This window comes from Streptomyces sp. NPDC085944, from assembly GCF_040686295.1.
In the GTDB taxonomy this organism is placed as follows: Bacteria; Actinomycetota; Actinomycetes; order Streptomycetales; family Streptomycetaceae; genus Streptomyces; species Streptomyces salinarius.
On the sequence record NZ_JBFBJX010000005.1, the window covers coordinates 381,485 to 394,508 of the forward strand.

The 13,024-nt window shown below is 71.7% G+C and carries 8 protein-coding genes; 6 read left to right on the top strand and 2 right to left on the bottom strand.

Annotation, left to right across the window (positions count from 1 at the left end; translation table 11 throughout):
- Positions 1-23: 23 nt before the first annotated feature.
- A complete protein-coding gene (locus tag AB0P07_RS12730) occupies positions 24-2,876 on the bottom strand; it encodes a glycoside hydrolase family 3 C-terminal domain-containing protein (RefSeq protein ID WP_365549039.1) in 2,853 nt (950 codons plus the stop codon).
- Positions 2,877-3,205: 329 nt separating this feature from the next.
- Between AB0P07_RS12730 and AB0P07_RS12735 the strand changes: the two genes are divergently transcribed.
- From AB0P07_RS12735 to AB0P07_RS12760, 6 genes are read left to right on the top strand one after another with little or no spacing between them, the layout of a single operon-like run.
- Entirely contained in the window at positions 3,206-4,891 is a 1,686-nt protein-coding gene (locus AB0P07_RS12735; RefSeq protein WP_365549042.1) for an extracellular solute-binding protein, read from the top strand.
- 27 nt (positions 4,892-4,918) lie between these two features.
- Entirely contained in the window at positions 4,919-5,956 is a 1,038-nt protein-coding gene (locus AB0P07_RS12740) for an ABC transporter permease subunit (RefSeq protein ID WP_365549045.1), read from the top strand.
- Positions 5,953-6,927, top strand: a complete 975-nt coding sequence (locus tag AB0P07_RS12745; RefSeq protein ID WP_365549048.1) for a carbohydrate ABC transporter permease — start codon at positions 5,953-5,955, stop codon at positions 6,925-6,927. Before AB0P07_RS12740 ends, AB0P07_RS12745 begins: the two co-directional genes overlap by 4 nt.
- Positions 6,927-8,897, top strand: a complete 1,971-nt coding sequence (locus tag AB0P07_RS12750) for a beta-galactosidase (RefSeq protein ID WP_365549051.1) — start codon at positions 6,927-6,929, stop codon at positions 8,895-8,897. The genes AB0P07_RS12745 and AB0P07_RS12750 overlap by 1 nt, the downstream gene beginning before the upstream one ends.
- Positions 8,894-11,122 (top strand): glycoside hydrolase N-terminal domain-containing protein, encoded by a 2,229-nt coding sequence (locus AB0P07_RS12755; protein ID WP_365549054.1) that lies wholly within the window; start codon positions 8,894-8,896, stop codon positions 11,120-11,122. Before AB0P07_RS12750 ends, AB0P07_RS12755 begins: the two co-directional genes overlap by 4 nt.
- 38 nt (positions 11,123-11,160) lie before the next feature.
- Positions 11,161-11,883 (top strand): hypothetical protein, encoded by a 723-nt coding sequence (locus AB0P07_RS12760; protein WP_365549057.1) that lies wholly within the window; start codon positions 11,161-11,163, stop codon positions 11,881-11,883.
- Between the two features lie 57 nt (positions 11,884-11,940).
- Here AB0P07_RS12760 and AB0P07_RS12765 read toward each other — a convergent pair whose 3' ends face one another.
- Positions 11,941-12,954, bottom strand: coding sequence for a LacI family DNA-binding transcriptional regulator (locus AB0P07_RS12765; RefSeq protein WP_365549060.1), 1,014 nt, complete (start codon positions 12,952-12,954; stop codon positions 11,941-11,943).
- Positions 12,955-13,024: the final 70 nt, after the last annotated feature.

Sequence of the window (13,024 nt, forward strand, 5' to 3'; positions counted from 1 at the left end):
CCGTGCCGGACCTCCCCGGACCCTCAACCGGAGAAGCCGACGTGCGCGAGCCGCAGTGAGCCGCGCAGTCTGATGCGGAGGTCGTGGACGCCCCCGGCGGTGAAGGCGCCGTCCAGCTCCGCGTAGTCGTACGGCCCCCCGGCCGGCGCGGACGGGGAGAGTGCCGGCGTCCACGCGCCGCCGTCGAGGGCCATCTCGACGGTGCCGGTGCCCGCGACCGACAGGGTCGTCCTCGTCACGCCGGTACCGAAGTCGCAGGAGCGGTAGAGCAGTTCGCCCGTCCCGCCGGCCGCCGGCGTCACCGCGTCGCCCGCCGTCCTCGTCCGGTCGACGATCTGAGTGCCGCTCTGCTCGTCGAAGTCGGCCGCCTCCAGGCCGCGTTCGCCGACCGGGCGCGGTGCGGCCGGCTCGCCGTCGAGGGTGACGGTCGTCGACAGGCGCACGTCCTCGCTGGAGGCGCCCACCAGCAGGGCGTACGGACCCGGCTCCAGCCGCCACCGGCCGTGCGCGACGTCCCAGAACGCGAGGGCGGACAGCGGGACCTCGAAGGCGACCCGCGTCGACGCGCCCGGCGCGAGGGTGAACCGGCGGTGGGCGAGGAGCTCGCGGCGCGGACGCGGTACCGACGGGGCCTCGGCGCGGACGTAGAGCTGGGCCACCTCGTCGGCGGCCACCTCACCGGTGTTGGTGACCGTGAAGGACACGGACACCGTCCCGTCCCCGGCCTCCGCCGCCAGGTCCGCGTAGCCGAACGACACGTAGGACAGGCCGTGTCCGAAGGGGAACAGCGGCGTCCCCTCGAAGTACAGGTAGGTCTGGCGGCCGCCGATCACGTCGTAGTCGAGGAGATCGGGGAGGTCGGCGTCGTCGGCGTACCAGGTCTGCGGGAGCCGGCCCGCCGGGGAGACGTCCCCCGCGAGGACCCGGGCCAGTGCGGTGCCGGCCGCCTGACCGCCGTGCGCGGTCCACAGCACCGCCGGGAGCGTCCCGGCGTCGACCGCGTACGGGTAGGCGGACACCAGCGCGAGCACGGTCGCCGGGTTGGCGGCACGGGCCGCGCGCAGCAGCCGTTCCTGCTGGCCGGGCAGGCGCAGCGTCGTACGGTCCTCGGTCTCGCGGCCGTTGATGTGCGGGTCGTTGCCCGCGATCACGACGACCACGTCCGCCGCCGACGCCACCCGCGTCACCGCGTCCTCGCCGCGCTCGGCGACGACCAGGTCGAAGACCGCGGCGTCCGGGGCGGCGGTGGCCTCCGCGGTGCCCGCGGCAACCTTCACGCCGTCGGCGGCGACCTGGACCGGACGACCCGTTCCCGTGTGCCTCAGGAGGTGACCGTTCGCGTGCGGTTCCAGCCGGAACGTCTCCTGCACGACCCAGCCGCCGGGCTGGTCGGCGGAGGCGCGCACGTAGCCGTCCTCGGCGACCGAGAGGTAGCGGCCGTCGGGCGCGCGCAGGGTGAGCACGCCCTCGCCCCAGTCGATCAGGGCCAGCTCGGTGCCGGTGGCGTCGGTGGTCAGGGGCGGCAGGTCGGTGCGGCCGGCGAGCAGCGCCGGGTCGAGGGCGCCCTCCGCGCCGCGCGCCCCGTCGGGGGCGTCGTCCGAGGGCGGGACGTGCAGAAACGTGCCGTCGGCCGTACGCAGTCTGACCCGGTCCACGCCCTCCGCGAAGTTCACGCGGTCGGCGCCGAACCGCTCGTACAGGCCCTCCAAGGGGGTCGAGCGGTGGATGAGCGTGCCGCTGTACCAGTCGAGCTTGCACTCGTCGGCGAGCAGTCCGACGACGGCGACGCGGGTGCCGGGGGCCAGGGGCAGGACGCCGTCGTTCTTGAGCAGGACGACCGCCTGCTCGGCCGCCTCCCGGGCGAGCGCCCGGTGCTCCGGCGTGTCGAAGTCACGCACCCTCGCGTACGGGTCGTGCTCCGGATCGAACTCGCCGAGCCGGAAGCGCACCGACAACTGCCGCCGCACGGCCGCGTCCACGTCCGCCTCCGTCAGCAGACCCCGCTCCAGGGCGCCGCGGACCCGCGCGACGATCTTCGAGGAGTCCGTGCCGTGGTCGGTGAAGCTGTCCACCCCGGCCCGCAGCGCGGCGGCGGTGGCCTCCTCGTGGGTGTCGAAGTAGTGCTCCGAGTCGACCAGGTTGGAGGGTGCGCCCGCGTCCGAGCAGACCAGCAGGTCCTCCTCCGTCCAGGTGCGCAAGTGCCGGCCGAGGTGGGGGGAGAGGTGGTTGGGGCGGCCGTTGACCAGGTTGTAGGCGGGCATCACCCCGGCCACCGCGCCCGCCTCGACCGTCTTGCGGAAGGCCCGCAGGTCGTACTCGTTCAGGACGCGCGGGCGGACGGAGGACGAGGAGGTGTCCCGCGCCGTCTCGTTGTTGTGCGCGAGCCAGTGCTTGAGCACGGGCGCGGTGCGCCAGTACGCCGGGTCGTCGCCGCGCAGCCCCCGGGTGTAGGCGGTGGCGATGGCGGAGGTCAGCTTCGGGTCCTCGGAGTAGCCCTCCTCGTTGCGGCCCCACAAGGGGTGGCGCAGCAGGTTCACCGTCGGGGACCAGACGTTGAGGCCGACGCGCTCGTCCCGCGCGCGCATCGCCCGGGCCTCCTTGGACACCGCCTCGCCGACCCGGCGCACGAGGTCCTCGTTCCAGGTGGCGCCGAGCCCCACAGCCTGCGGGAACACGGTCGCCGGGCCCATCCAGGCCACGCCGTGCAGCGCCTCCTGACCGGTGCGGAAGGCGCCGATGCCGAGGCGCTCGACCGGGGGCGCGAACTGGTGCAGGAAGGCGGTCTTCTCGTCGAGCGTGAGCCGCGACATCAGGTCGTCGACGCGCGTCGCGAACGGCAGTCGCGGATCACGGAACGGCGGCGTCGGTGCGGTCACGTGGAGGTCCCCTTGCGATGGAGCGGATAGGACGTCGAAGCGCTTCGATGCTCCGTGCAGCCCTGGGCAAGTGTCAAGACGTCGTACTCGATCACGCTCGTGCCTCTGCTCAACTTCAATGGGGTGCAGAGGTGTGTGGTCAAGACCTCTCCCGCGGCGCCGAGCAGGAATCTTGGGGACGACCCTTGTGCCCCCCGAGGGGTTAACTTAACCTCGCTGCAACATCGAAGCGCTTCGACACGAACTGGTCCCAGTTCCCTCAAGACACCGCACCCGACGGCCACCGTCGGGTGTCCGGTGCGCCACGAAGGCATGAAGGGTTGACGCACATGACGCCGAACGCCGCCTCCGGTCCCAGCCGGAGAAGTTTCCTCGCCTCCACCGCGGTCGCCACCGCAGCGGTGGCCGGAGGGGTGCCCCTGCTCTCCGCCTGCGGCGGATCCGACGGAGGCTCGCGCGACGGCACCACGTCGGGCAAGGACGCCAAGAAGATCCTCCCGGCGTACGTGGCGAGCAACGTGGTCGCGCCCGACATCCCCAGCAAGAACGGTTCCGCGGTCGGCTTCACCGGCAAGCTCGACCTGGCGGACCTGAAGACCTCGGTGCCGAAGAAGCTCGGCAAGGGCGGCAAGGTCACCGTCATGTCGCCGTTCTGGGGGTCCCCGCCCAAGGAGGACAACGCCTACTACCGGGCGATGAACGACCTCATCGGCGTCGACGTGGTCTGGCAGAACCAGGACGGCAACACCTACGACCAGAAGCTCGGCGCCGTCCTCGCCTCCAGCGAGGTGCCCGACGTCGTGGTCGTGCCCGGCTGGAACATGACCGGCAAGATCCCCAGCGCCATCATCGGCAAGTTCGCCGACCTCGGCCCCTACCTCTCCGGCGACGCGGTCAAGGAGTACCCGAACCTCGCCGCAATCCCCACCGACGCCTGGCAGCGGTCCATCTTCGGCGACAAGCTGCGCGGCCTGCCCATGCCCTCCTCGTACGTCACCGGCATCGTGCCGCTCTACCGCCGGGACGTCTTCGAGAAGGAGGGGTACGAAGTCCCCCGCTCGTGCGACGAGTTCATGGCCCTGGCCAAGGACGCCACCAACGCCAGGGCCAAGCGCTGGGCCTGCCTGGACATGAAGTGGACCGCCTTCAACGCCTTCGGGGTGCTCTCCGGCAACGAGAAGTCCCTCGGCTGGAACGAGACCGACGGCAAGCTGATCTACCGCATCGAGACCGACGAGTACCTCGAAGCCCTGGAATGGACGCGCAAACTGTTCGCCGCCGGCGTCGTCCACCCCGACGCCAAGCTCGGCAAGTCCAACGCCGCCGATCCCGGGCCCAAGTTCGCCGCCGGTGAGTTCCTGATCTACAACCAGGACATGTCGCAGTGGTGGAGCCGCACCGCCGAACAGGCTACCCAGAACCCCGAGTTCGAGATCTGGGGCATGGACGTCTGGGGTCACGACGGCGGCGCCCCCACGCTCTGGGCGCAGAACCCGGCGGGCATCTTCGCCTTCGTCAACAAGAAGGCCTCCGAGGCCGTGATCCGCGACGTGCTGGCCGTCGCCAACGTCACCGCGGCGCCGTACGGCACCAGGGAGTACATGGCCACCAACTACGGCGTGGAGGGCACCCACTACACCGTCAAGGACGGCGTCCCCACCAAGACCGACCAGGGCAACATCGACGTGATGAACGCCTACGTGATGGTGGCCAGCCCCGCCGCGACCATCGCCCACCCCGACTTCCCCCAGGTCGCCAAGGGACAGGTCGAGTGGCAGCAGCGCATGGGCGCCGTCACCAGGAAGCCGTCGTTCTACGGCATGCAGATCACCGAACCGGCCCGCTGGACCAACCTCTCCAACGACTTCGAGCAGTTGGAGGACGACGTCGTCCGCGGCCGCAAGAAGATCAGCGACGTGCAGCAGGCCGTCTCCGACTGGAAGAGCAAGGGCGGGGACAAGCTTCGCGACTGGTACCGGAAGATCCTCGACGAGAACGGACCGGCGGCCGGCTGACCAGGTACCGAGGCAAGGAGAACCGCCGTGTCCCACAGCACGGTGCCTCGGACCGACACCGAGGCCGAAGAAGGCAAGAAGAACCCCCCGAAGGTGCACGGCGGCCACACCGGGGCCCCCGGCAGACCGCCCACCGGCAGGCTGAGCCTGCGGCTGAGGTTTGGTCGCGACCGCGTCCTGCTGCTGATGACCCTGCCGGCCGTCGTGCTGCTGCTGGTCTTCAACTACGTGCCGATCCTCGGCAACGTCGTCGCCTTCCAGGAGTACGACCCCTACCTCAGCGACAACGGCGTCGTCTCCATCCTGCACAGCCCGTGGGTGGGCCTGGAGAACTTCCAGCGGATCTTCGAGGACTCCGCCTTCTGGAACGCGGTCCAGAACACCCTCGTGCTCTTCGTCCTCCAGCTCCTGCTGTACTTCCCCATCCCCATCCTGCTCGCGCTGCTCATCAACAGCGTGGTCAGGCCCCGCGTCCGGGCGATCTCCCAGGCCATCCTCTACCTGCCGCACTTCTTCTCCTGGGTGCTGGTCGTCGCCGTCTTCCAGCAGCTCCTCGGCGGTGCCGGGCTCCTCTCCCAGCTGCTGCGCCGGCACGGGTACGACGGGCTCGACATCATGACCGACCCCGAGACCTTCAAGTTCCTGATCACCGCGCAGAGCGTGTGGAAGGACGCCGGCTGGGGGATCATCGTCTTCCTCGCCGCCCTCGCCTCGGTCAGCCCCGACCTGTACGAGGCGGCGGCGATGGACGGCGCCAACCGCTGGCGCCGCATGTGGCACGTCACCCTGCCCGCGCTGCGCCCGGTCGTCGCCCTGCTCCTCGTGCTCCGTGTCGGTGACGCCCTCACCGTCGGATTCGAACAGATCCTCCTGCAACGCGGCGCCGTGGGACCCGGCGCTGCGGAGGTCCTGGACACTTTCGTGTGGTGGAACGGCGTACGCAACCAGGACTTCGGCTACGCGGCGGCCGCCGGCCTCGTCAAGGGCGTCATCAGCCTCGGCCTGGTCCTCGCGGCCAACAAGGTGGCCCATCTCATGGGCGAGCAGGGGGTGTACAAGAAGTGACCGCCGTACCCGAAGCAGCCGCCGTAAGAGAGACGACGACCCCCGCGCCCGGCCGGCCGGCGCGCCCGCCCCGCCGGTGGGCGGCCCCGCCCCGCCCCGTGTGGGAGGAGAAACCCAGCCGCGCCGGACTCGCCGGCAAGGGGCTCGTGCTGCTCCTGGCCTGCCTGGGCATCCTGTTCCCGCTGTGGATCGTGATCGTCACCAGCCTGTCCACCCGCAAGACCATCGACGAGGCCGGCGGCCTGGTGATGATCCCCAAGGACCTCACGTTCGTCGCCTACCAGGAACTGCTCAGCGGCGGCCAGGTCACCCGCGCCGCGCTCGTCAGCATCGGCATCACACTCGTCGGCACGCTGTTCTCCATGGCGGTGTCCGTGCTGTGCGCCTACGGGCTCTCCCGCAGCGGCTCGCTGGGCCACCGCTGGATCCTCATGGTGCTGCTCGCCACCATGTTCTTCAGCGCCGGCCTGATCCCCACCTACCTGCTGGTGCAGTCCCTCGGCCTCACCGACAGCTACCTCGCGCTGATCCTGCCGAGCGCGATCAGCGTCTTCAACATCCTGGTGCTGCGCGGCTTCTTCATGGGCATCTCCCAGGAACTGATCGACAGCGCCCGCATCGACGGCGCCGGCGACCTGCGCATCCTGTGGCAGATCGTGCTGCCGCTGTCCCGCGCGGTCGTCGCGGTGATCACCCTGTTCTACGCCGTCGGCTACTGGAGCGCCTGGTTCAACGCCTCCCTGTACCTCAACGACCAGGACATGTTGCCGCTCCAGAACGTCATGATCCAGCTGGTGCAGAAGCAGGAGGCGCCGGTCGGTCTGGGCCAGGCCATCAAGACCGGTGAACTGTCCGGGCTCGCCGTGCAGATGGCCGTCATGGTCATGGCCCTGCTGCCGGTCGCCGTCCTGTCGCCGTTCGTCCAGCGCCACTTCAAGAAGGGCATGCTCACCGGGGCGGTGAAGGGCTGATGCCGCACCTGTCCGACGTCACCCGGGGCCGCATCCTCTACGGCGGCGACTACAACCCCGAGCAGTGGCCCGAGGAGACCTGGCCCGAGGACGTCCGCCTGATGAAGGCCGCCGGCGTCAACTCCGTCACCCTCGGCGTCTTCTCCTGGTCCAGACTCGAACCGCGCCCCGGCGTCCACGACTTCGCCTGGCTCGACCGGCTCATGGACCTGATGCAGGAGGCCGGCGTCGGCGTCGTCCTCGCCACCCCCACCGCCTCGCCCCCGCCCTGGCTGGGGCACCTGTACCCCGACACCCTGCCCCGCGACGAGGACGGCCGTACCGAGTGGTGGGGCGGCCGACAGCACTTCTCGCACTCCAGCACCGTCTACCGCCGCCACGCCGCCGCCATCACCGAGGCCCTGGCCGCGCGCTACGCCGGCCATCCGGCCCTCACCATGTGGCACATCAACAACGAGTACTGCACCTACGACCACGGCGACGAGGCCGCCACCCGCTTCCGCCGCTGGCTGAAGGACCGCTACGGCACCCTCGACGCCCTCAACACCGCCTGGGGCACCGCCTTCTGGAGCCAGGGCTACGGCGACTGGGCGGAGATCCTGCCGGCCCGCCGCACCCACTACCTCAAGAACCCGGCGCAGGTCCTCGACTTCCGGCGCTTCACCTCCGACATGCTCCTGGAGTGCTTCACCGCCGAGCGCGACATCGTCCGCCGCCACACCCCGCACCTCCCGGTCACCACCAACTTCATGCCGCTGTGGTCGGGACAGGACGCCTGGCGCTGGGCCGAGGAGGAGGACGTCGTCTCCGTCGACCTCTACCCGGACCCGCACGACCCCTCCGGTGCCCAGCACGGCGCCCTCGTCCAGGACCTGACCCGCTCCCAGGCACACGGCCCGTGGATGCTCATGGAACAGGCCGCCGGAGCCGTCAACTGGCGCGGCGTGAACCACCCCAAGCCGCGCGGCCTGCACCGCCTCTGGTCGCTGCAGGCGGTGGCCCGCGGCGCCGACGCCGTCTGCTGCTTCCAGTGGCGGCAGTCGCGGCAGGGCGCGGAGAAGTTCCACTCCGGGATGGTCTCCCACGCGGGCGAGCGGGGGCGTACGTACCAGGAGGTGCGGCGGCTCGGCGCCGACCTGGCCCGGATCGCCCCGCACGTGACCGGAAGCCAGGTCGCCGCGGACGTCGCCGTGCTCCACGACTGGCACTCCTGGTGGGCCGGCGACCAGGAGGCCCGGCCCTCCCGGGAGGTCGACTACCCGGACGTCCTCGGTGCCTGGCACCGCGCGCTGTGGCAGGCCGGCCTCACCACCGACTTCGCCCACCCCGGCCACGACCTGACCCGCTACCGCCTCGTCGTCGTCCCGCAGCTCTACCTGCTCACCGACGCGGCCGTCGACAACCTCCTCGCGTACGTGCGCGGCGGCGGCACCCTCGTCTGCGGCTTCCTGACCGCAGTCGCCGACCAGGACGACCGGATACGGCCCGGCGCCATGGACGCCCGGCTGCGCGAGCTGTTCGGCATCCGCACCCTGCACGAGTGGTGGCCGCTCCCGCCGGGAGAGGAGGCCGAGTGCGCGGGCGGCCTGCGCGGCACCCTGTGGTCCGAGGAACTGGAGCCCGACGGCACCGCCGACGAGACCCTGCCGTACCGGGGCGGGGAACTCGACGGACTGCCGGCCGTGCTGCGCAAGGGCCGCGCCTGGTACGTCTCCACGCTCCCCGAGCCGGACGCGCTGCGTGCCCTGCTGGCCCGCGCCGCCGCCGGCGCGGGTGTCCGGCCGGTGCTCGACGGACTTCCGGACGGCGTCGAGGCGGTGCGGCGCGGCGACCTGCTCTTCCTGCTCAACCACGGCCGTGAGCCGGTCACCGTCGACCTCCCGGGCACCCACCACGACCTGCTGACGCAGACGACGACCACCGACCGGATCACCCTCGGCCGCTACGGCGCGGCGGTGCTGACACCGTGAGCGCCACGCCCGTCCACGGCACCTGGGAGCCCGCGCCCGCCGCCCGCTGGGAAGACGCCTTCCTGACCGGCAACGGCCACCACGGCGCCCTCGTGCACGGCGATCCCGACGCCGACCGGGTGATCGTCACCCACCACACCCTCGTCCGCCCGGACGGCGACGACGAGCACCGCCGCCCACCCGCCCTCGCCGCCCGACTCCCCGCCCTCCAGGACCGCCTGCTGGCCGGGGACCGGACGGCCGCCGAGGACTTCACCGACGGCCGCCCCCTGCACTGGGTACGCCCCTTCCACCCGGCCTTCCAGCTCCGCCTGGACAGACCGCCCCCCGACGACATCGACGCCCCCTACCGCCGCGCCGTCGACTTCACCACCGGCGAGACCACCGCCACCCGGGCCGGCTGGACCAGCCGCGTCTTCGTCTCCCGTGCCGACGACGTGATCGTCCAGCACGTCGCCGCCCCGCACCTCACCCTCGACCTGTCCCTCGACCCCCGCCTCCCCGGCGCCCCCGCCGGACTCGGCATCGGCCACGGCGCGGTCCTCACCCCCGAGGGCGCCCTGCTGACCCTGCGCGCCCGCTACCCGGGCAGCGACCTCGCCTACACCGGCGTCACCCTGGCCGCCGTCACCGGCGGCACCACGAAGCTCGTGCCGCCCGGCGTCCTCGTCGAGGGCGCCACCGAGGTGCTGCTGCTCACCCGGGTGCACCGCCACACCGGCGAACTGGACACGGTCGCCGAGAGCCGCGCCCTGCGCGACCTGCTGCCCGTGGCCCCGCGCTCGGCGCCCTGCTCGGCCTCGTACGACGACCTCCTCTCCCGGCACCTGATCCACCACCGCACCGCCTACGGCCGCGTCACCCTCGACCTCGCCGCCGACCCCGCCGAACGCGCACTGCCGGGCTCGGAGCTGCTCGCCCGGCCGCACAGCACCGCCCTGCCGGAACGCCTCTTCGCCGCCGGCCGCTACCACCTGCTGTCGGCGAGCGGCCTGCTCCCGCCCCGCCTCACCGGCCTGTGGACCGGCGACTGGAACACCGCCTGGTCCGGCGCCTTCACCACCAACGCCAACCTCAACCTCCAGACCGCCTCCGCCGCGGCCGCCGCCCTCCCCGAGGTCACCGAGGCCCACGCCGCCCTGGTCCACCGTCAGCTTGCGCACTGGCGGGACAACGCCCGCGAGATCTTCGGCACCCGGGGAGCGGTCGCCCCCTCCCACACCGACGGCGAGAGCGGCCACACGTACCACTTCAGCCGCGAGTACCCCCTGCACCTGTGGACCGCGGGCGCCGACTGGCTGCTGCGACCCCTCGTCGACCACGACGAGACCTACGGCACGCGCGACCCCCGCACCACCGCCGCGCTCGGCGAAGTCGCCCTCTTCTACGAGGACTTCCTCACCCGCACCGACGACGCCGGACACCTGGTCGTCGTTCCCTCGTACTCGCCCGAGAACCGCCCCGCGAACGCGAGCTGGGGCGCCCTCAACGCGGCCATGGACCTCTCCGCGGCCCGGCACGCCCTGCTGACCGCCGCCGACCGCCGGCCCGAGCACGCCGACCGCCTGCGCGCGCTCGCCGGCCGTCTCCCCCCGCACCGGGTCAACGCCGACGGAGCCCTCGCGGAGTGGGCGTGGCCCGGCCTGGCGGACACCTACGACCACCGCCACCTCAGCCACCTCTACGCCGTCTGGCCGCTCGACGAGATCAACCCGTACGACACCCCCGAACTCGCCGAGGCCGCCCACCGCGCCCTCGAACTGCGCGGCGCCGAGAACGACTCCGCCCACGGCCACCTCCACCACGCCCTGGTCGCGGCCCGCCTCGGGGACGGCGCCCGGGTCGCCCACGCCCTGGGACGAGTCCTCGACGGGGACTACTTCCACGCCTCCCTGATGAGCGCGCACTACCCCCACCGCGACGTCTACAACGCGGACGCCGCCCACGCCCTGCCCGCCGTGCTCATCGACATGCTCGTGCAGTCCACCCCCGGCCGGCTGGTCCTGCTGCCCGCCCTCCCGGACTCCTGCCCGCAGGGCGAACTCAGGGGCGTACGCACCCGGTTCGGGGCGTCACTCGACCTCACCTGGGCACCGGACGGCAGCGCGAGCGCCGTTCTGCACCCGCACCGCAGCCACCGCATCGAACTCCGGACTCCCTCCGGCGCCGAACCGCTCGACCTCGTCGCCGGGGAGGACCGCGTCATCAGCGTCAGGACGCGGTAACACCCGCGCACCTCCCCCCACCCATGGAAGGAAACGCCATGGCACCACGCACGCGCACCACCCGCACCCGCACACTGACGGCGCTCCTCGCCCCGGCTCTCGCGCTCGGCGCCACCGTCGGTCTCGCCTCCGCCCCCGCCCTCGCCGCCGTCTGGAACACCTGCGACCAGTGGGGCAACACCACCCTGGACGGCTACACCCTCTACAACAACATCTGGGGCTCCGGCGCCGGCGGCCAGTGCGTGTGGGCCAACTCCGGCACCGACTGGGGAGTCTGGGCCGACCACCCCAACACGGGCGGCATCAAGTCCTACCCGAACGCCAAGAAGGTGATCAACAAGCCGATCTCCTCCCTCTCCTCGCTCACCAGCAGCTACGACGTCACCGTCCCGTCGTCCGGCGCCTACAACACGTCCTACGACATCTGGGACACGGACCACGACTACGAGATCATGCTCTGGGTCAACCAGAACGGAGCCGTCGGCCCCCTCGGCACCCCGCAGGGAACCGTCAGCCTCGGCGGCCACACCTGGAACGTCTACAAGGGAAACAACGGCGCCAACGAGGTCTTCTCGTTCCTGCGCACCTCGGACTCGGGCTCCGGCACGGTGAACATCCTTCCGATCCTGAAGTGGATCAAGGACACCAAGGGCTGGATGGGCAACGAGACCATCGGTGACGTGCAGTTCGGCTACGAGATCACCTCGTCCGCCGGCGGCCTGGACTTCCGCACCGACCGCCTGACGGTCAGCAGCGGCTGAGCGGGACCGCCCGCGCACCGTCGTGGTGCGCGGGCGGACCTCCGGGGTCGTGAGGCGCTACGGCCGCACGGGCGCCGGACCCGAACTGGCCCGGACGGTCAGCTCCGGCGCGAGCAGCACGACCTCGTCGCTCCCGCGGCCGTCGAGCTTGGCGACCAGCTGCTCCACGGCCCGCCGGCCCATCTCCTGCGCGGGCACCGAGACCGAGGTGAGCCGCACGGAGGCCTGGGTGGCCACCTCCTCGGGGCAGACCGCGACCACCGACACGTCCTCCGGCACCGCCCGGCCCTGCTGGCGCAACAGGGCGAGCAGCGGCTCCACCGCCGACTCGTTCTGGACGACGAAGCCCGTGGTGCCGGGGCGTTCGTCGAAGATGCGGGCCAGCGTCACGGCCATCGCGTCGTATCCGCCCTCGCAGGGCCGGTGCAACAGCCGCAGCTCCAGCTCCCGCGCCCGGGTGCGCAGACCGTCCAGGGTGCGCTCGGCGAAGCCGGTGTGCCGTTCGTAGACGGCGGCGGCCTCACCGATGACGGCGATGTCGCGGTGCCCCAACTGCGCCAGATGCTCCACGCACAGCGCGCCGGTCGCCCGGAAGTCGAGGTCGACGCAGGTGAGGCCCTCGGTGTCGGAGGGGAGCCCGATCAGCACGGACGGCTGGTGGGTGCCGCGCAGCAGGGGGAGCCGCTCGTCGTCCAGTTCGACGTCCATGAGGATCATCGCGTCGGCGAGACCGCTGCCGGTGACGCGGCGCACCGCGTCGGGGCCCTCCTCACCGGTGAGCAGCAGGATGTCGTACCCGTGGGTGCGCGCGCCGGCCGCGACCGCGATGGCGATCTCCATCATCACCGGCACGTACATGTCGGTGCGCAGCGGGATCATGAGGGCGATGATGTTGGACCTGTTGCTGGCCAGGGCGCGGGCGCCCGCGTTCGGGTGGTAGCCGAGCTTGCGGATGCTCTCCTCGACCCGCTGGCGGGTGGTGCTGGAGATGGACCGCTTGCCGCTGAGGACATAACTCACCGTACTGGCCGAGACTCCGGCGTGCTGGGCGACCTCGGCGAGGGTGACCATCCAGCTCTCCAAGCTTTGTGAAGCGCTTCGACAGCGCAAGAGACCGACACGTAGGGGCGAGGGTGGTTCG